The following is a 19,652-nucleotide window of genomic DNA, read 5'->3' on the forward strand; positions in this document are numbered from 1 at the left end:
AACGCACCTCTCGATTTCATTAGAGAAACTAACTATCTTCGTAAACCCGTTGTAACACGAGGTCCCGAAGACGTCGAGAAAGCGTGGTGAGATGTCGGTGTTGCCGGATATGCCCGAGGGCTCAGAGGATCTCGTCGATCGTGTCGAGGGGGCGGGCGAGGCGGGTGCCCTTGTCGGTGACGACGAACGGTCGCTCGACGAGGATCGGGTGTTCGACCATCGCGTCGAGCAGGTCGGACTCCGACGCCGAGGCGAGATCGAGGTCCTTGTAGAGCGATTCACGCTTGCGTGCCGCCTGGTGTGCGGTCAGGCCTGCGTCGGCGAAGAGTGTCTCGAGTTGGGCCCGCGTGTACGGCTCGTCGACGTACTTGACGACGGTCGGCTCGATGCCGGCCTCACGGAGCTTGTCCAGGGCCTTGCGGGACGTCGTGCAGCGAGGGTTGTGGTAGATCGTCGCGTTCACCCGACCCACCCTATTCCAGTGCGCCGACTCGTCCGGGCAGCCGTGCGGTCAGCGCCAGGGCGACCGTCGCGCACAGAGCGCCGACGACGATCGGGGCCAGCACGCCTGCCCTGTCGATGGCCTGCGCGCCGACGAGCGCACCCACGCCGATGGCCAGGTTGAAGGCTGTCGAATACACGGTGGTCGCGGCCTCGCGGTGGGCGGGCGCGGTTCGCAGCACGGTCGTCTGCAATCCGATGGGGATGGCGGCGTAGCCGACGGCCCACGCCATCAGCGCCACCAGGGCAAGGGGCGGGATGGTGGTGGTCACCGCCACCAGCCACAATGCCACCGCGAGAACCCCGATCACCGCCGCGAGGCCCGCACGTGCGGAGGTGAGGCGGGTGAGCAGGGCGCCGGCGGCGAAGTTGCCGGCGACGCCCGCGGCCCCCATCACCAGAAGTACCGCACTGACCAGGTCGTCGTCGATGCCGATGCCGTCGACGATCAGCGGTGTCACGTAGGTGTAGGCGGCGTACGCACCGGTGATCACGACGGCGGTGATGACGACCGTGAGCCGCAGGTCGCGGTTGCGCAGCATCGACGGCAGCCGTCGCAATGCGACCCCGCCGGCCGGTCGGGTCGGCCCGAGCAGCACTGCGAGGGCCACGAGGGTCAGCGCCGACAACCCGGCCAGCGCCCAGAAGGCGGCCCGCCAGCCGAGTTGCTGGCCGGCCAGGGTGCCCAACGGCACGCCCAGCACCGAGGCGATCGAGACCCCGGAGAAGGTGATCGTGGTGGCGCGCACCGCATATCGCGGGGGCACGAGCAGCAGGGTGGTCGGCGCCACGATCGTCCACAGCAGCCCGAGGGCGCCGCCGATCAGCACCCGCACGACGATGAGCGTCGCGAAACCCGGGGCCATCGCGGTGAGCGCGTTGCCCAGGGTGAAGACCGTCATCACCGCGATCAGCAGGAGTCGCCGATCCACCCGCCGGGTCGTCGTCGACAACGTGGGCGCAGCGATCGCAGCGACAAAAGCGACCGCGGTGACCACCAAGCCGACCGAACCGTCGGAGACCCCGAGATCGGCGGCCATCGGCTGCAACAGGCCGATCGGCATGATCTCGGTGGTCGTGACGGTGAACACGCCCAAGCCGAGTGCGCCGACAGCGGCCCAGGTGCGGGCGCTGACGCGGTCGGTCACGGGCGCTCCTGTCTCGCGGTTTGGGCGGGGAGGGGTGACACGACTGCGGGCCGCCTCGACCATCATGATCGTGGCGGCCCGCAGTCGCAGGACGAAGGCGCGGTGCCGGCGCTACCGGTCAGGCAATGCCGTCGAAAAGGCTTGTCACCGAACCATTTTCGAAAACCTCGCGGATGGTCTGGGCCAGCAGCGGGGCGATCGAGAGCACGGTGAGCTGTTCGAAGTGCTTCTCGGGCGGGATCGGCAGGGTGTCGGTGGCGATGACCTCGGTCGCCCCGCAGTTGGCGAGGCGCTCGGCGGCCGGGTCGGAGAACACGGCGTGTGTGGTGGCGATGACGACGTCGCCGGCACCGGCGTCCTTGAGCTTGCTGACGGCGCCGGCGATCGTGCCGCCGGTGTCGATCATGTCGTCGATCAGCACACAGGTGCGGCCCTCGACCTCACCGACAACACGGTGTGCGACAACCTGATTGGCGACCATCGGGTCGCGGGTCTTGTGGATGAACGCCACCGGGGCGCCACCGAGGGCGTCGGCCCACTTCTCGGCCACCCGCACGCGACCGGAGTCGGGGGAGACGATGGCGATGTTGTCGGTGCCATACTTCTCGCGGACGTACTCCGAGAGCTGCCCGAGGGCGTGCATGTGATCGACCGGCCCGTCGAAGAAGCCCTGGATCTGATCGGTGTGCAGGTCGACGGTGATGATGCGGTCGGCGCCCGCGGTCTTCATCAGGTCGGCGATCAGGCGAGCCGAGATGGGTTCGCGGCCACGGTGCTTCTTGTCCTGACGGGCATACGGATAGAACGGCAGGATCACGCTGATCCGCTTGGCCGATCCGCGCTTGAGGGCGTCGATCATGATGAGTGCTTCCATCACCCACTCGTTGAGCGGGGCAGGGCAGCTCTGCAGCACGAAGGCATCCGACCCGCGCACCGACTCCTCGAAGCGCACGAACAACTCGCCGTTGGCGAAGTTGCGTGCGGTCTGCGGCGTCAGCTTGATGCCGAGTTCGTCGGCAACGGCCTGCGCGAGCTCGGGGTGCGCACGCCCCGCGAACAGCATCAGGTTCTTCTGGTTGTCGGTCGTCCAGGTCATGGAAACTCTTCTACTCGGGGCTGGTGGTCGGGACTCGATGGTGTTCTGGTCGGGTGGTCTGAGCCGCAGGCAATGTCGCCTACGGGCGCCTGGCCTCGCCGGTGGTGGTCTCGTCGATGGTGGGTGCCGAGGGCGTCTCGGCGGCCGCGCGAGCGGCCTGCGCGGCGGCCGTGTCCGGCCGCTTGCGGACCACCCAGTCCTCGATGTTGCGTTGTGCGCCTGCCGAGACCGCGAGGGCACCGGGCGGGACATCGTCGCGCACGACGGTACCCGCACCGGTGTACGCGCCGTCACCGATCTGTACAGGTGCGACGAACATATTGTCAGAACCGGTCCGGCAGTTCGAACCGATCACCGTTTGATGCTTGTTCACCCCGTCGTAATTGACGAAGACGCTCGAGGCGCCGATGTTGGAGTCGTCGCCGATCCGCGCGTCCCCGACGTAGGTGAGGTGGGGGATCTTGCTGCCCGCACCGATGACCGCGTTCTTGGTCTCGACGAAGGTACCGATCTTGCCGCCGACGCCGAGGACCGTGCCCGGCCGCAGGTAGGCGAAAGGGCCGACCATCGCGTTGTCGCTGATGGCAGCACTACTGCCGTGGGTGCGGATGACCTGCGCACCACGTCCGACGGCGACGTCGGTGAGCGTGCAGTCCGGTCCGATGACGGCGTCCTCGCCGATCGTGGTCGCGCCGTGCAGTTGGGTCCCCGGCTCGATCCGCACGTCTTCGGCGATCGTGACGTCGACGTCGATCCACGTGGTCGCCGGGTCGACGACGCTCACCCCGGCGAGCTGATGCCGACGCACGATCCGCCGGTTGAGTTCAACTGCCAACTCGGCGAGCTGCGCGCGGTCATTGCAACCGGCGACGAGCATCGGATCGTCAACAGTGAAGCCGTGCACCGACTTTCCGGATTCACGGGCGATCTCGACGACATCGGTGAGGTAGTACTCGCCCTGGGCGTTGTGGGTGGAGAGCCCGCCGAGCGCGGCCCGCAGGGCGGTCGCATCGAAGGCGTAGACCCCGGCATTGACCTCGGTGATCGCCAACTGTTCGGGGGAGGCGTCCTTGTGTTCGACGATCGCGTGCACCCCGCCGTCGTCGTCGCGGACGATGCGGCCGTAGCCGGTCGGGTCGGCGGCGTGGAACCCGGTGACCGTGACCGCGGCGCCACCGTTGGCGGAATGGGTCTCGACGAGGGCACGCAGCGTCGGCCCGTTGAGCAGGGGTACGTCGGCGGCGGTGACCACGACGGTGCCGGTGAAGTCGTCGGGTAGCGCTTGAAGGCCGGCCCGGGCGGCGTCACCGGTACCGAGCGGTTGGTCCTGGACCGCCACCGAAACCGGGATGCCGAGCGCCTGCGAGGTGGATTCCACCGCCGCGGTCACCCGCTCACGTTCGTGTCCGACGACGGCGATGACGTGCGCGGCGCCGAGGTCGGTGGCGGCATGCAGGGCGTGCCCGAGCAGGCTGCGACCGGCGATGGTGTGCAGGATCTTCGGGGTCTTGGACCGCATACGGGTACCGGCACCGGCGGCGAGGACGATGACGGCGGTCGTCGTGGGGGACGTCTGTGTCATGTCGACCTCCGATGGAGCTGGTCTGTGGGTGGGTTGGCGTCGGGCGGGCGTCGCGCGTCGAGACGATCCGGCGCCGGCCCCGCCGCACGGCAACGGCCCGATAGTACTGACCGGTTCGCGGCCGCCGACCGGCGTCCCCCGGCAGGAATGCTGCCTGATAGAACCAAAGGGACCCACATCACACCCGATGATCAGCAATGAAGGGAAGCCGATGAGCACCCAGAAGACAGCAATCGTGACCGGTTCGGCACGCGGGATCGGTGCAGCCGTCGCCAAGCGACTGGCCGCCGACGGACTGGCCGTGGCGGTCCTCGACCTCGACGAGGCGAACTGCGCCGACACCGTCAACGCCATCACCGAGGCCGGCGGCAAGGCCATCGCCGTCGGTGCGAACGTGGCCGACGAGGCGTCGGTTGCCGCGGCGGTCGACAAGGTCGTCGCCGAATTGGGCGCCCCGACCGTCGTCGTCAACAACGCCGGCGTGCTCCGCGACAACCTGCTGTTCAAGATGAGTGTCGACGACTGGGACACCGTGCTGGCCGTTCACCTGCGCGGTGCGTTCAACGTCACCAAGGCCGCCCAGAAGTACATGGTCGACGCCGGCTGGGGTCGCATCGTGAACCTGTCGAGCACCTCGGCGCTCGGCAACCGCGGCCAGGCCAACTACTCGGCGGCCAAGGCGGGCATGCAGGGCTTCACCAAGACCCTCGCGATCGAGCTCGGCAAGTTCGGCGTCACCGCCAACGCCATTGCGCCGGGCTTCATCGAGACCGACATGACCGCTGCCACCGCGGCCCGCGTCGGCATGGACTTCGAGGAGTTCAAGAAGCTCAGCGCCTCCCAGATCCCGGTCAACCGCACCGGTGTGCCCGAGGACATCGCACACACCGCGTCGTTCTTCGTCAGCGAAGGCGCCGGATTCGTCTCCGGTCAGGTCATCTACGTCGCCGGCGGCCCCAAGGACTGACCTCCGAGCCTCCCGCTGCTCCGTTTCCTTCCCGCGCGTCGACCTGATCGAGCGGGAAGGAAACGGACTAGCGGGAATCGATGCGGACCCACGCGCCGCCCTGTGGCACAATCAGGTCCGCGTTATTCCCCCATGGTGTAATCGGCAACACTTCTGATTTTGGTTCAGGCATTCCAGGTTCGAGTCCTGGTGGGGGAGCCAACACCGCCGACAGCGCCCTGCCACGCGCCGACAGCGCTCCATGGATCGCCGACAGCGCCCACTACCTCGCCGACAGCGCCGAAACCCGGCGCCGTTCGCTCATCGACAGATGTCGGTCGGCGAGGTGTTGCTGCCGATCTTGAGCTTGCGGTACGCCCGAACGCCGTCGCATGTGCCGATGTCGGAGGCCACCAGCGTGTATCGCGAGCCGGGGCCGGTCGTGGAGCAACCGATGCCCGTGCCGAACGCGACGTCGTTGCCCCAACCCTGCCAGGTGATCTGATCGATGGAGTTCGAACAGGAGCCCAGGGAAATCGAGCTGGGTTGGGCTGTGCCATAACCGGTTTCATTCTCCGAACCGGCTGCGCCGAGCACCACCGCCGGTGCCGCCGGGGTCGAAGTCGGTACCGCCGTCTGAGCGCTCGCCCACGCCTGTGGCCCGATCCCGATCGCCGACTCCTCGGTGACCACCGCGCCGTTCTGGATTACCTGGAAGCCGGTGCCGGTGATCACATAGCGAGCACTGTCGGCAACGTTGACAGCCACATAACCGGTGCCTTGGGGGTACACCTCGTAGAGCTCGATGTTGGCGCCGTCGGCGATACGGTAGCCGCGGTAATAGAGCCGGTTGATCTCACTGCGGCACACCACCAGTGCGGACTTGGCGGTCCGCATGTACATCTCGGCACGGTCGGTGCCACGGCACCGTGCTTTGCCGTTATACGCGGTGAAACCCTGCACATCGACATCGCTTGCCGGGACGAGAGGCACAGTCGTCGGCGCCGTGGTGGTTGGTGGTGCTCCAGTCGAATGCGCGGACGTCACCGACGGTGGGGAACCGCTGGGTGTCCCCGACGTCGTACAGCCGGTCAAGGCCACTGCCGTCGCCGCGCAGAGGATTGCACCCGCGATCGCGAGTCTTCTCATGGTATCCAACCTCGAGTCGATCGGTGCTTGGTCACGAATGAATAGCACGCGCCCAGGCTTCCCGCGGTACCCATGCGGGCACCGACATCGGCAATCCACCCGAACGTATGACACCCCCGGGCGTATGGACGGCCGAATCTGCTGCGCCTCATTCACAACGCAAGGTCGGTGAATGCTGAAACCGTTGACAATCTCTACGGATATGGTTTACCGTGTGCTCCACGTCACCAACTATCTACATGCATAGATAGTTCACCCACGCGATGCAGCCCATCGCACGAAGGACACGCCATGACCGATCTCGGCCCCGCGGGAGCCACCGCGAAGAACATGCAGTTTCCGCTCAACGCCTGGTACGCAGCCGCCTGGGATCACGAGGTCGGCTCGACGCAGATCCTGTCGCGCACGATCGCGGGTAAACCGCTGGCGCTCTACCGCACGGATTCCGGACGCCCGGTCGCGCTCGCCGATGCGTGTTGGCACCGGCTGGCGCCGCTGTCGATGGGCAAACGTATCGGTACCGAGGAGATCCAATGCCCGTATCACGGCCTGCAGTACAACGCCGCCGGTCGCTGCACGCGGATGCCCGCCCAGGAGACCATCAATCCATCGGCGATGGTCGCGTCGTATCCGATCGAGGAGCGCCACCGGTACCTGTGGGTGTGGCCCGGTGACCCGACCCTGGCCGACCCGGCGACGATCCCGGACATGTTCCAGATGGATTCGCCGGAGTGGGCCGGTGACGGCCTGACCATCGATGTGCGCGCCAATTACCAACTCGTGGTGGACAATCTGATGGATCTCACGCACGAGGAGTTCGTCCACTCGTCCTCGATCGGTCAGGATGAACTCAGCGAATCCGGGTTCGTCACCACCCACGACGAGAACACGGTCACCGTGACCCGGTGGATGCACAACATCGACGCCCCGCCGTTCTGGCTGAAGAACATGCGCGACAAGTTCCCCGGATTCACCGGCAAGGTCGATCGTTGGCAGATCATCGAATTCCAGGCGCCGGGCACGATCCGCATCGACGTCGGAGTCGCGAAGGCGGGCACCGGTGCTCCGGAAGGCGATCGCAGTCAGGGCGTCAACGGATTCGTCATGAACACCATCAGCCCGGTCGACGAGCGCACCGCGATCTACTTCTGGGCCTTCATGCGCAACTACCGCCTCGACAGCCAACTCATCACCACCCAACTACGCGACGGCGTGCACGGTGTCTTCGGCGAGGACGAGGAGATGCTCACCGCGCAACAGGCGGCCATCGAGGCCAACCCCGACCACGAGTTCTACAACCTAAACATCGACGCGGGCGGGATGTGGGCGCGTCGCATCGTTGCCCGGATGATCGAGCAGGAACGCAGCGCCATCACCAACATCGATGCGCTCACCGCCACCGCAGGGCCACGGCGATGACGGACAATCAGATCGAATGGCTGCGCGGCCGAGTGGAGTCGAACGTTCCTGCGGCCAAAGGTATTGCGCGAATCGAGATCGTCGCCGACCGGCCACATCACGCGCCGCCCGGGGCGCACCTCGACATCCGGCTGCCCGACGACGACACCCGCTCCTACTCGATCGTGCACGGCTCGCCCGACGGAACGTCGGTGACGCTCGGCGTCCGGCGGTCACCGACCTCACGTGGTGGCTCGCAGTATATGCATGGCCTACGTGCCGGCGACGAGGTCGAGATCACCGCACCCCTGCAGAACTTTCCGTTGCGCGTCGGCGCGCAACGTTATGTGCTCCTCGCCGGCGGCATCGGGATCACCGCGATGGCGGGAATGGCCGCGGTGCTGGCCCGACTCGGTGCCGAATACGAGATCCATTACGTCGGCCGAAGCCGCCGGGTAATGGCTTTCCTCGATGAGCTAGAGGTGCTCCATGGCGACCGGATCACGGTGTACGCCAACGACGAAGGCGCTCACCTCAACGTCGCCGGCATCGTCGACGATCTCGACGAGAGCACCGAACTCTACATGTGCGGACCCATTCGACTCATGGACGACACTCGCCGCCGTTGGCTCTCCCGCCGACTCCCACTGGCGAATCTGCGGTACGAAACCTTCGGCAATAGTGGCTGGTTCGATCCCGAACCCTTCGAGGTCGCCATCCCGAGCCTCGACTTCCGAACCACCGTCGGTACGTCCGAGACCCTCCTCGGTGCCCTCGAGCGCGCCGGACTCGACGTCATGTCGGACTGCCGACGCGGCGAATGCGGCCTGTGCGAGTTATCGGTTGTCGAGGTGTCCGGCCGAATCGATCACCGCGACGTCTTCTACAGCGAGAAGCAGAATACCGACGCAAAACGATTGTGCGCATGCGTATCCCGGGTCGTGGGTGGCGGATCGATGCCGATCCTCACCCTCGAGAAACCCTGAACGCCAGGGCCTGGAACTCTTTTCGACCACCACGACCGATGGAGAACAGTCATGTCTTCTGCGACCCTCGACCCTCGACCCCCGACTCGTCGTCGAACAACACCCCATGAGATCTCGACAATGGATCTGTGTGGCACTCATGGTCGTCCTGAATGCGCTTGACGGATTCGACGTCCTCGCCAGCGCTTTCGCGGCGCCGGGCATCGCCAAGGACTGGGGGATCGCCCGAGGTGAGCTCGGCGTCATCCTGTCCGCAGAGCTGATAGGTATGGGCATCGGGTCCGTCGTGCTCGGCGGACTCGCTGATCGCCTCGGCCGCAAACCGGCAATCCTGTTGTGTCTGAGCGTGATGTCGGTCGGCATGTTCCTCGCGGCGACCGCCGACGGGGTCGCCTTCCTGGTGGCGGTCCGGCTGATCACCGGCCTCGGTATCGGCGGCATGCTCGCCGCGATCAACGCGGTGACCGCCGAGACGTCGAGCGCCAAGGGTCGCAGCATCGCCATGTCGGCGATGGTCGTTGGCTACCCGGTGGGCGCGGTGATCGGTGGTCTGGTGGCGCAGCACTGGTTGCTGGTGGCCTTCGACTGGCGTTCGGTCTTCGTGTTCGGCGCCATCGTGTCGGCGGTGATGATCCCACTGGTGCTGCTGCTCGTGCCCGAGACCCCCGCCTACTATGCGGCGCGACGCCCCGACGACGCGGTGCGCAAGATCAACCGGAGCCTCAAAGCGCTACAGCTTCCGCTCATCGACGCTCTGCCCAAACGCGTTACCGCAGCCGAGAAGCCACGGGTTCTGGATCTGCTGCGCAAGCCCGGTCTACGACGCACCACCGTGTTGCTCGCGCTCGGCTACACCTTCCACACCATCACCTTCTATTACGTGTTGAAGTGGGCCACCCAGATCGTCGCCGACCTCGGATACTCGCCCGCGCAGGCGGCCGGCGTACTCACCTGGGCCAACGTGGGTGGTGCAATCGGCTGTCTCATCTTCGGAATCGCCATGCGCTGGTGGGACATCAAGATCCCGCTGGCACTGTCCCTGATTCTCGGCGCACTGCTGGTCTTTGCCTTCGGTATGGGCAAGGACACCCTGCTCGGCTGGCAGGTCGGCGCGCTGCTCGCCGGGATGTTCACCAATGCGGCCATGGTGGGCTACTACTCGGCGTTCGCACGGTGCTTCCCGGCATACGCCCGAGCGACCGGCACCGGAATCGCTCTGGGCGTCGGACGATTGGGTGCGGCGAGTTCGCCGTTGCTCGCGGGCTTGATGTTCCAGGTCCTCGGCGATCAGAGTCTGCTCCAGGTGTCGGGGATCATGGGGCTGGGATCGCTTGTCGCCCTGGTACTGCTGTTCGCTCTGCCGATGCGCGACGCCGACCGGGCGATGACCGACGAGGCGCTGCCCGCGGTGGATACGAGATCCGCGGAACCCGCCTGAAGCCTCTTGCCACTGGTCGAGGTGAGAGGAGCGCGCCGGCGCCAAACCTCGAGACGCCTGTGCCGGTGAGGTCCTCCGCGTGGCGGTGCAGCGTCAGAGCACAGCCATGCCGAGGCGCTCGGCGCGGGCCACCAATGCCTTGGCGCGCACCAGATTCGGAAGATCGCTGCCGTCGGTGACGTGTTGTCCATCACCGAGATGGTCGATGAGGCGACGAGCGTGTGCGAGTTCGCTGTCGCTGGGACTCAACACGGTGTTGATGACCCCGGCATGGTCGGGACGAAGGCACAACCGGCCGGTCATGCCCATCGACGCCGCATGCACCGTGTCGGCGTGCAGGTCGTCGGCGTCGGCGGCCCGCGTGGGCCCGTCGATCGGTCCCGGCAGCCCGGCCACCCGAGATGCGATCACCAAGCGAGCTCTCGGGTAGGCAAGGGCGATCGGATCATCGGCCATACCGGTATCGCGGCAGAAGTCGCCGGACCCGAAGGCCAGGCGCACACACGACGGGTGCCGGGCGATAAGGGTGGCATCTTCCACCCCGGCTGCCGACTCGATCAGCGCGACAACCGGAACCCCGGCACCGAGACGGCCTGCCGTCGCGGCCACGTCGTTGCGACTCTCACATTTGGCGAGCACGACGCCGCGCAGCCCGGATGCCCCGGCGAGAGCGGCCATGTCGGCAGCCCAGTCCGGGGTTCCCGTCTGGGCCACACGCACCCAGGCGCTTGTCGAGCCGAGGAATCGGCGGACCGCCCTCCGTCCTGCCTGCTTGAGTGCGGGGGCCAGGCCGTCCTCGAGATCGAGGATGACCGCGTCGGCGTCGGATCGCAGTGCGGCGTCGATCGGCTCGGGCTGGTCGGGTGTTGCCGGGGTCAGCAGCCAACTGCGGGCGATGTCGAGATCGGGGCGGGCTGTCGGGTCGAGGGTCGAAGCGGTGGTGTCGAACGCCATGTGTCCTGCCTTTCCGTTGACCTGCCCATGGTTGCGCGCCGACGCCTGTCGGCCAAGGTTGTTGTCATTGTGTTCACGTCCGAACCGACGTGCGGATGAGACCTCGGTCACTTTCGCGTGCTCATCCCGGCAATCCGGTCGACTAACTCCCTGATTGCCGAAAGTGCAGGCAAGGGGAGGTGGGCAATCGTGAAGTGGGGACACAGACGTGTCGAGGTGTCGATCGGATCGGCTCGAATCACCGGGGCGTGGGCGTACCTGGTCCGGACGGTGCTCTTCGTTGCCGGCTGCGGGCTTCTCGCGGCAGCGCTCGCACACACCGGCGACCTCGGGACGTGGTCGCAGCGATGGGGCGTGATGCCGGTGGCGACGGTGTTCGCGCTGGTGCTCGTGGTCGGCGTCGTCTTGTTCTATCTCGGTGCGGTTGCCATCGTCGCCTGGCTGATCGGCTGAGCCAGACCCGTCGGGTCAAGGGGCTCACGCTGACACACCGGCCTGAGCCCCAGGCCCGTCGAGACCCAGCGAACACGCGGTGGCCGCAAGTGCATCGTGGACCCCGTCGATAGTCCGCGGCGGATTCGACTGTGCGGGAACGGCGGCGGCCATCACCTCGTGCCACAGCTCACGCCAGTGGTCGGGGAACGCACGCCGCAATACCTCGATCATGATCGGCACGGCGGTCGACGCCCCGGGAGAAGCGCCGAGTAAACCCGCGATCGATCGATCAGCGCTGACGACGAGTTCGGTGCCGGTCCGCAGTACTCCGCCCCGATCCGCATCCGGGGTGACCAACTGTGCGCGCTGACCTGCCGCGATCATGTCCCAATCGGCGGGATCGGCTCCGGGATAGAAGCGCTGGAGTTGCGCGAATTTGGTCGACTCCCGGGCGATCAGCTGCGATACGAGATATCGCACCAGCGCGAGATTGTCTCGGCCGGCGGCACTCAGCGTTCGCAGGTTGTGCCACCGCAGTGTCGCGAAGAAGTCGGTCCAGGCTCCGTGTGCGAGAAGCTTGGTGCTGAAGGTGGCGTACGGGCCGAACATCAGATATGGCGTGCCGTCCACGACGCGTGAGTCCAGATGGGGAACCGACATCGGCGGGGCGCCGAGCGGTGCCTGGCCGTACACCTTGGCCCGATGCTGTTGAACCACCGACGGGTTCGCGCACCGGAAGAACGCCGCGCCGACCGGTAACACTCCGTAGCCGCGGACCTCGTCAACGTGTGCGCGCTGCAGCAACGTCAGTGCCTTTCCGCCCGCGCCGACGAAGACGAATCGCGCGGTGATCTCGAATCGTTCACCGTCAGAGGTCTGTCCGCGAGCTTTCCACCCGCCCTGGGAATTCCGACGCAGCGTCCTGATCTCGTGATCACAAAGCACCGTGCCGCCGGTGCGCGTGCTCACGGCGAACATCTCGCGGGTCAACGCGCCGAAGTCGACGTCGGTGCCGTCGGCGACCCGCGTTGCCGCGACGGTTTCCTCGGAGTGGCGGTCGGCCATCACCAACGGCGCCCACCGCGCGATCTGCGCGCGGTCTTCGCTGTACTCGATGCCGGCGAAATATGGTTGCCGCTTCAGGGTTTCGTACCTGCGCCGCAGATAGGTGATGTTGCTTTTTCCGAATACCACATCGAGATGCGGTGTTGCCGAGACGAATCGGGACGGGTCGACGAGTCCATTGTCGGCCAGGGACGACCACCATTGCCGGGTCGCCAGGAACTGCTCTGCGATACCGACCGCGTTCGCCGGATCGTTGGGGTCCGGCATTGTGGGCGTGTGGCCCAATTCCCTTTGCGCGTCTTTGCGGTTCGATGTCTCCCTGGCCGCGTTGTCGTCGGTCACGATAGCTCCGCTATCGCTCCCTCCTCCGCCTTGCCAGGAAACCATCGACCCCGCAAATCCATCGCAGAGGAATTGGGCCACACGCCCTTGTTGAGCTCACAGTATCCGCTGTGGCCGGTACCCGCGTTGTTCCAGGCATTGCTGCTCTCCTCGGCCACGGCCGATCCGCGCTCCACAATGGTGGTCCGCCACGATGGTTGGAGAACTGCGAGCATCGATGCGAGCGTGGCCGACATAATTCCGCCGCCGATCATGAGAACGTCGGTCGGCGCGAGGGTGCGATATCGGTGACTGGGCATGGTGTCCTTTCCGTGGTGCCAGCTCAGTGTGTGCCGCAGGTAATCGATGCGTCCAATGATTGTTTGGGACGATATGATCGGAATATGGATGAATTGGTCGAGGCACTCGCACCCTGCCTTCGGGCGCTCGACGAACTCGACGCGCACGCCGGACACATGACGCGCGCAGCGGCATCGCTGGGGATCCCGCAGTCATCGATGAGCCGTCGAATCCATGCTCTCGAGCGGGAACTCGGCATGGAGCTGGTTGTTCGAGAGGGGCGGACTGTCGCGATGACCCCGCGCGCAAGCGAACTCGCCACCAGGATGCGGCCGATACTCCGTGAACTCGCCGGGGTGTTGGCCGACACGGTATCGGCGGCTGATGCCGACACCGGGACGGTGCGCTTCGGCTACCCGCTGACGTTGGGGTCGGGCTCGATGCCCGACGTCCTTGCCGCGTTTCGTCGTCGGCACCCCGGTGTGCACCTGCATCTCAAGCAGGCGCACGGTCAGGCGCTGGTGGACGATCTGCAGTCCGGAGAACTCGACCTCGCGGTGGTGATTCCGCCACCGGAGAAGTTGCCGCACAGACTGATCGGCCGCCAGAGCATCGTGATCGTCGTTCCCGACGACCATCGGCTGGCTCATCACCGACGTCTGCGCATCAGCGCGCTCAGTGGAGAGACCTTCATTGCCAACCCACCGAGTTACCACCTGCGACGAATGACCGAGGAGATCTGTCGGACCGCAGGGTTCGAACCGCAGGTCGCGATCGAGATCACCGAGTTCTCCTCGATCGTCGAGCTGGTCTCACGCGGCCTGGGGATCTCATTGCTGCCGCGGGGTATGGCCGGTGCCGGAATGGTCGAAATAGCGCCTATCGGGGGAATTGAGCGAGATGTCGCACTCGTGGTGGGTGCGGCCGGCGAGACCGCAGTGACGACGACGCTGCATGACTTCCTGCGCGAGGCGCTTCGATCCACCCCGCTGTAGTGCGGCTAACGGGTTGCCGTCCCACGATATGAAATGCGTTGGGTTGCCAAGTCGGGTGACGGCGGGCAGACTGCGAAACACTGACCACGGGCGCCCGGCGGGCGCGGGAGGGAATGTGCCGCATGGCCGATGCGCACCAACAGTGCAGGTCATCGGCGTTCGCGTCCCCGCTGAGCAGGCGCGGGTTCTTGTCGTTGTCGGCTGCTGCGGGCATGGGAGTGGTTGGGGCGTCAGCTCTGTCGGCGTGTGCACCGAGTGCCGGTTCGGGATTGGCGGACTCACCCAACACCATTCGCGCGGCCATCGCAGGGGAGCCCGATCAGCTCGACCCGCACAAGACCAGCTCGTATTTCTCCTTCGAAATCCTCGAGAATGTCTTCGACACCCTCGTCGAGCCGAACGAGCAACTGCAGATGGTGCCCGCCCTCGCCCAGCGTTGGGAGGTCAGCCCGGACGCCACCCGATGGACGTTCACCCTGCGGTCCGGGGTGCAGTTCCACAACGGTGATCCGCTGACCGCCAACGACGTGGTGTACTCGTATCGCCGGATCATCGACCAACAGCTCTCCAGCTCATGGCGATTGGAGAACGTCGCCACCGTCGAGGCACCCGACGCCCAGACCGTCGTCCTCACCACCACATCGCCGAGCCCGAACCTGCTCGCCAACATCGGCGGGTTCAAGGGCATGGCGATCGTGAACCGCCGCAATGTGGAATCCGGGGAGATCACCACCCGACCGATCGGCACCGGCCCCTTCGCCTACGAATCCGGCTCGCCCGGAACGTCACTGGTCCTCAAGGCTCGTCCCGGACACTTCTCGGGCGGCCCACACGTGGACGGCGTCGCCTTCAGTTTCATCTCCCAGGGCACCACCGCGGTCTCGGCCGTACGCTCCGGCGAGGTGGACTGGACCGATTCCATTCCGGCGCAACAGATCGGCATTCTGCGCAACGACGACGCGCTCACCGTCGGCACGGTGGTCGCCAACGACTACTGGTATGTGACCATGAACTTCGCGAAAGCGCCGTTCGGCGACACCAGGATTCGGCAGGCGGTCGCCTACGCCATCGACAGGCCGTCGATAGCGCAGGTCGTCGGCTACGGCACTGCGACCCCCAATCAGCTCGCCATCCCCAAGACGAGTCCGTGGTTCACCGAATACGACCGCTACACCGCGGGCCTGACACGCGACGCGGCCCTGGACAAGGCGCGCGCATTGCTCCGAGCTGCCGGCCACCGTTCACTGCCCATGGGCCTGATGGTCACCACCGAATACCCCGAAACCGTCACCGCCGCCCAGGTCGTCGCGTCCAATCTCGCCGACGTCGGAATCGACGTGACCATCGAACAACTCGACTTCGGGGTGTGGCTCGACAGGCAATCCCAAGGAAAGTTCGACGCGCTGCTCCTCGGGTGGCTGGGCAACATCGACCCCGACGACTATTACTACGCCCAACACCACACGGGCGGCACGTCGAATTCCCAGAAGTATTCGAACCCGGCAGTCGATCGCCTCCTCGACGCCGGTCGCACCGAACTCGACGTCACCCGGCGCAAGTCGATCTACGCCGACGCCGCCACCCGCATCGCCGACGACGTCAGCTACCTCTACCTCTACAACCCGTCGGCCACCCAGGCCTACACCACGGCATTGCTCGACTACACGGTGCGCTCGGACAAGGCCATCCGCTTCCGCGACGCGCGCTTGGACAGGAGCCGCGGACAATGAACGGATTCGGTTGGCCCCTCGCACGTTTCATCCTGCTGCGCCTGCTCTACTCGGCGATCGTCCTGCTCGGGGTGATCATCGTGGTGTTCTTGCTGATCCAGGTGGTGCCGGGCGACCCGGTGCGCATCGCTTTGGGCACCCGCTACACCCCACAGGCCTACGACGCCCTGCGGCACGCCTCGGGTCTCGATCAACCCGCATTCACCCAAGTCGTCCACTACATCGGAAACGTGTTCACCGGCGATCTCGGCGTGAGCTTCCGCGACAACGAGCCGGTGACCACCACACTGCTGCAACGACTACCGGCCACGATCGCGCTCGCCCTGTCGGCCATCGTCGTGGCGCTGGTGATCTCGATCCCGCTGGGCACGTGGGCGGCGATGCGTGAAGGACGGATGGCCGACAACAGTATTCGCGTCCTGTCGCAGTTCGGCATCTCCGTCCCCGACTTCTGGATGGGCATCTTGCTCATCGCTGTCTTCTCGACCGCATTGGGATGGCTGCCGTCGGCGGGCTATCGCCCGTTGTCGGCGGGGCCGGTGCCGTGGCTCGAACACATTGTGTTGCCGGCGATCACTGTCGGCGCCGTCACCGGCGCCATCATGACGCGGTATGTACGCACGGCGGTGCTCGAGGCGGCCAACGCGCCCTTCGTTGTCACCGCGCAATCCAAGGGACTCAGTCGCCGCCGAATCCTGGTCGCGCACATCGGCCGCAACGCGCTGGTGCCCGTGCTGACCATCTCCGGTATCCAACTCGCGGCGCTGCTCGGCGGTGTGATCGTGGTGGAGGTGGTCTTCGCCTGGCCGGGCTTGGGTAAACTCGTCTACGATTCCGTCGCCGCCCGCGACTACCCGATGTTGCAGGGCGCGATCCTGCTGATCGCGGCGATCTTCCTGATCGTCAATCTCGTCGTCGACGTGCTCTACGCCATCATCGACCCGAGGATTCGGCTCTCATGACCCTGACCGAGCCCACGGCCGCTCCGGCCGGAACACCGGTGTCGACGGATTCGGCGTGGCGGTTGTTCCTGCGCAATCAAGCTTCGGTGGCAGGCGTGATCGTGCTCGTCGTGGTCATCGTGTGCGCGATCTTCGGCCCGCTGATCGCGCCCTACGGCGCCAACGACATCAACGTGCCCGACGCGTTGTCCGCGCCGAGTGCCTCGCACCTGTTCGGCACCGACGACCTCGGCCGCGACGTGTTTTCCCGAGTGGTTCTCGCCGCATCGGTCAGCATGCGGGTAGCCGTTGTCGCCGTGGCCATCTCGTTGATCGTCGGCGTCGTCCTCGGCATGTTCTCCGGATTTGCCGGCGGCGTGGTCGACACCGTCTTGATGCGAATCGTCGATGTGATGTTCTCCTTCCCGGTGATGCTGCTGGCGCTCGCGATTGTCGCGATCCTCGGGCCGGGCGTCACCTCGGCGATGGTGGCGATCGGCATCGTCTACATCCCGATATTCGCGAGGGTCGCGCGCGCCGACACCCTTCGGGTACGACAGACGCAGTATGTCGCCGCGGCCACGACGATGGGGGTCTCGACCTCGCGCACCCTGTTCTCCCATGTGCTGCCCAACATCTCGGGGCCGGTGGTGGTGCAGACGTCGATCTCGCTGGCGTTCGCGATCCTCTCCGAGGCAGCGCTGTCGTTCCTCGGACTGGGGGTGCAGCCGCCCGAACCGTCCTGGGGCCGAATGCTCTTCGATGCCCAGGGATTCATCACCAGCGCCTGGTGGATGGGAGTCTTCCCCGGGTTGGCGATCCTGCTGACGGTATTCGCGTTCAACCTCATCGGCGACGGTGTGCGCGACGTCCTCGACCCACGGCAGCGAACCCTGCTGCGCAACCGCGGCTCTCGGCGATCGCGCCGCCGCACGGCCGTATCACCCGCGCCGCCACCGGCCGGTCGCCGAAACGACTCGAGCACGGCCGACTCCGGCCCTCAGGATGCCGGGTCCGCCCCAGTACTGGCCGTCACCGACCTCGTCGTCGGGGTGGGCCCCAGGGAGATCGTGCACGGCGTCGGTTTCAGCGTCGCCAAGGGCGAAACCCTCGGCATCGTCGGCGAATCCGGATCGGGCAAGTCCTTGTCGGTGCTCTCGGCCACCGGCCTGTTCGACGCGCCGAGTGCCCACATCACCGGTAGCGCGCGCATCGTCGACACCGAGGTGATCGGCGCCTCCGACGCGGTGCTGCGGTCGGTGCACGGAGCGCGTGTGGGATTCGTGTTCCAGGACCCGTCGTCGAGTCTCAATCCGCTGCTGACCATCGAAGAACAACTGACCGAGGGGCCCCGACGTCACCTCGGTCTCAGCCGGTCGGCGGACCGCGAGCGGGCGCTGAAACTCTTGCGGGATGTGCACCTACCCGACCCGGAAACGCGGCTGCGGTCCTATCCGCACCAGTTGTCGGGCGGGCAGCGTCAGCGCGTGATGATCGCAGTGGCACTGGCGTGTGACCCCGACGTTCTCATCGCCGACGAGGCGACCACCGCCCTCGACGTCACCACCCAGGCCCAGATCATCGATCTCGTCGCCGACCTGCAGCGAGAGCGCGGGATGGCGGTGGTGTGGATCAGTCACGATCTCGGTGTCATCGGCCGGATCGCCGACCGCGTCATCGTGATGCGATCGGGTGCCGTGATCGAAAGCGGCGCGGTCGCCGAGGTCTTCGCGCACCCGCGTAACGATTACACCCGCACACTGCTGGATTCGCGACCGCTGCTCAGCCGGGTCGCCGACCGCGTCGAACCCGAATCGGCGGTGGTGGCCGAGGAATCGCCGATCGTCGCGGTCCGCGGGCTCGGGGTGGACTTCACGGTGCGACGCAGTACCGGACGCGAAACCCTGCACGCGGTACGGGATGTCGACGTCGCGGTCACCGCCGGCACCACACTGGGCATCGTCGGCGAGTCCGGGTCGGGCAAATCCACGATCGCCGGCGTGCTCAGCGGACTCGTCACCAGTGGTGCGGGCACCACCGTGCGCGGCAGCATCGAGGTCGACGTCGACGGACGTACCATCGACGCCGTCGGGGTCCGCGGCGCCGACGCCGCGCTTCTGCGCCGGCAGGTGGCGATGGTGTTCCAGGACCCGGGTGCCTCGCTCGATCCGCGAATGACCGCGCTGGCCTCGATCGCCGAACCGCTGCGCACACATGGACTGGTGTCCGGGCGTGAAGCGCTGCGTACGCGTGCCGAACAACTCCTCGCCGACGTCAGCCTCGACTCCTCGTTCCTGCGTCGCTACCCGCACGAGATGTCCGGCGGGCAGCGCCAACGAGTGTGTCTGGCAAGGGCTCTCGCCTCCGACCCGCAGGTGTTGATCCTCGACGAATCCACCGCCTCCCTCGACGTGTCGGTGCAGTCGGCGGTACTCGATCTCCTGGCGCAACTACAGCGGGAAAAGAATCTGACCTACCTGTTCATCGCGCACGACCTCGCCGTCGTCGAGCAGATCAGCGATACGGTGGCGGTCATGCAGGACGGTCGCGTCGTCGAACACGGCCCGGCGTCGCGGATTCTGCACGATCCCGAAACCGAGTACACCCGCAAGCTGCTCGCGGCGATCCCGCCGGAGACACCGCACCGCGCCTGAGAATCGGCCGGGA

At 66.3% G+C, this 19,652-nt stretch carries 16 protein-coding genes, 1 tRNA gene and 1 pseudogene; 10 read left to right on the forward strand and 8 right to left on the reverse strand.

All coding sequences use genetic code 11. The features are described from left to right. Window positions 1-121: 121 nt before the first annotated feature. The 4 genes from arsC to glmU all read right to left on the reverse strand — a co-directional run bounded on the left by arsC (window position 122) and on the right by glmU (window position 4,327). Window positions 122-463: an arsenate reductase (glutaredoxin) gene (arsC, locus tag P3L18_RS12810; protein WP_079931779.1), complete on the reverse strand. Its 342-nt coding sequence runs from the start codon at window positions 461-463 to the stop codon at window positions 122-124. 10 nt (window positions 464-473) lie between these two features. Next, on the reverse strand, window positions 474-1,649 hold the full coding sequence (locus P3L18_RS12815) for an MFS transporter (RefSeq protein ID WP_276114246.1): 1,176 nt from the start codon (window positions 1,647-1,649) through the stop codon (window positions 474-476). Between the two features lie 118 nt (window positions 1,650-1,767). Beyond that, complete coding sequence (locus P3L18_RS12820) at window positions 1,768-2,745, reverse strand: ribose-phosphate diphosphokinase (RefSeq protein ID WP_006370856.1); 978 nt, start codon at window positions 2,743-2,745, stop codon at window positions 1,768-1,770. Between the two features lie 79 nt (window positions 2,746-2,824). Beyond that, window positions 2,825-4,327 (reverse strand): bifunctional UDP-N-acetylglucosamine diphosphorylase/glucosamine-1-phosphate N-acetyltransferase GlmU, encoded by a 1,503-nt coding sequence (gene glmU / locus P3L18_RS12825; RefSeq protein WP_276114247.1) that lies wholly within the window; start codon window positions 4,325-4,327, stop codon window positions 2,825-2,827. A 211-nt stretch (window positions 4,328-4,538) separates the two neighbouring features. On the opposite strand from glmU, the gene P3L18_RS12830 reads away from it, so the two are divergent. After that, on the forward strand, window positions 4,539-5,294 hold the full coding sequence (locus P3L18_RS12830; RefSeq protein WP_006370858.1) for an SDR family oxidoreductase: 756 nt from the start codon (window positions 4,539-4,541) through the stop codon (window positions 5,292-5,294). Between the two features lie 126 nt (window positions 5,295-5,420). Beyond that, a tRNA-Gln gene (locus P3L18_RS12835) sits at window positions 5,421-5,495 on the forward strand. A gap of 99 nt (window positions 5,496-5,594) precedes the next feature. On the opposite strand, the gene P3L18_RS12840 is transcribed toward P3L18_RS12835, so the two are convergent. Next, entirely contained in the window at window positions 5,595-6,176 is a 582-nt protein-coding gene (locus tag P3L18_RS12840; protein WP_276114248.1) for a hypothetical protein, read from the reverse strand. Between the two features lie 537 nt (window positions 6,177-6,713). Between P3L18_RS12840 and P3L18_RS12845 the strand changes: the two genes are divergently transcribed. The 3 genes from P3L18_RS12845 (at window position 6,714) to P3L18_RS12855 (ending at window position 10,244) form a co-directional block, all read left to right on the forward strand. Continuing rightward, complete coding sequence (locus P3L18_RS12845; protein ID WP_276114249.1) at window positions 6,714-7,841, forward strand: aromatic ring-hydroxylating dioxygenase subunit alpha; 1,128 nt, start codon at window positions 6,714-6,716, stop codon at window positions 7,839-7,841. Next, window positions 7,838-8,806 (forward strand): PDR/VanB family oxidoreductase, encoded by a 969-nt coding sequence (locus P3L18_RS12850; RefSeq protein ID WP_276114250.1) that lies wholly within the window; start codon window positions 7,838-7,840, stop codon window positions 8,804-8,806. Before P3L18_RS12845 ends, P3L18_RS12850 begins: the two co-directional genes overlap by 4 nt. Before the next feature lie 139 nt (window positions 8,807-8,945). Next, window positions 8,946-10,244, forward strand: coding sequence for an MFS transporter (locus P3L18_RS12855; protein ID WP_276114309.1), 1,299 nt, complete (start codon window positions 8,946-8,948; stop codon window positions 10,242-10,244). 93 nt (window positions 10,245-10,337) lie between these two features. Here the strand turns inward: P3L18_RS12855 and P3L18_RS12860 are convergent, their stop codons facing one another. Next, a complete protein-coding gene (locus tag P3L18_RS12860) occupies window positions 10,338-11,198 on the reverse strand; it encodes an aldolase/citrate lyase family protein (protein WP_276114251.1) in 861 nt (286 codons plus the stop codon). A 189-nt stretch (window positions 11,199-11,387) separates the two neighbouring features. On the opposite strand from P3L18_RS12860, the gene P3L18_RS12865 reads away from it, so the two are divergent. Then, window positions 11,388-11,651 (forward strand): hypothetical protein, encoded by a 264-nt coding sequence (locus tag P3L18_RS12865; protein WP_276114252.1) that lies wholly within the window; start codon window positions 11,388-11,390, stop codon window positions 11,649-11,651. A gap of 24 nt (window positions 11,652-11,675) precedes the next feature. On the opposite strand, the gene P3L18_RS12870 is transcribed toward P3L18_RS12865, so the two are convergent. Together P3L18_RS12870 and P3L18_RS12875 are read right to left on the reverse strand one after the other, a co-directional pair. Then, window positions 11,676-13,040 carry a malate:quinone oxidoreductase gene (locus tag P3L18_RS12870; protein ID WP_276114253.1) on the reverse strand — a complete coding sequence of 455 codons (1,365 nt, stop codon included), beginning with the start codon at window positions 13,038-13,040 and terminating at the stop codon, window positions 11,676-11,678. Window positions 13,041-13,129: 89 nt separating this feature from the next. Then, window positions 13,130-13,339, reverse strand: a pseudogene (locus P3L18_RS12875) (malate:quinone oxidoreductase); the annotation flags it as partial. Window positions 13,340-13,423: 84 nt separating this feature from the next. On the opposite strand from P3L18_RS12875, the gene P3L18_RS12880 reads away from it, so the two are divergent. The 4 genes from P3L18_RS12880 (at window position 13,424) to P3L18_RS12895 (ending at window position 19,639) form a co-directional block, all read left to right on the forward strand. After that, on the forward strand, window positions 13,424-14,314 hold the full coding sequence (locus tag P3L18_RS12880; protein WP_276114254.1) for a LysR family transcriptional regulator: 891 nt from the start codon (window positions 13,424-13,426) through the stop codon (window positions 14,312-14,314). Window positions 14,315-14,436: 122 nt separating this feature from the next. Next, window positions 14,437-16,044 carry an ABC transporter substrate-binding protein gene (locus tag P3L18_RS12885; RefSeq protein ID WP_276114255.1) on the forward strand — a complete coding sequence of 536 codons (1,608 nt, stop codon included), beginning with the start codon at window positions 14,437-14,439 and terminating at the stop codon, window positions 16,042-16,044. Continuing rightward, window positions 16,041-17,006, forward strand: a complete 966-nt coding sequence (locus tag P3L18_RS12890) for an ABC transporter permease (protein WP_276114256.1) — start codon at window positions 16,041-16,043, stop codon at window positions 17,004-17,006. Before P3L18_RS12885 ends, P3L18_RS12890 begins: the two co-directional genes overlap by 4 nt. Next, window positions 17,003-19,639 (forward strand): dipeptide ABC transporter ATP-binding protein, encoded by a 2,637-nt coding sequence (locus P3L18_RS12895; protein ID WP_276114257.1) that lies wholly within the window; start codon window positions 17,003-17,005, stop codon window positions 19,637-19,639. Before P3L18_RS12890 ends, P3L18_RS12895 begins: the two co-directional genes overlap by 4 nt. Window positions 19,640-19,652: the final 13 nt, after the last annotated feature.

Origin of the sequence: Gordonia sp. N1V, assembly GCF_029269935.1 — a bacterium.
Lineage (GTDB): Bacteria > Actinomycetota > Actinomycetes > Mycobacteriales > Mycobacteriaceae > Gordonia > Gordonia polyisoprenivorans.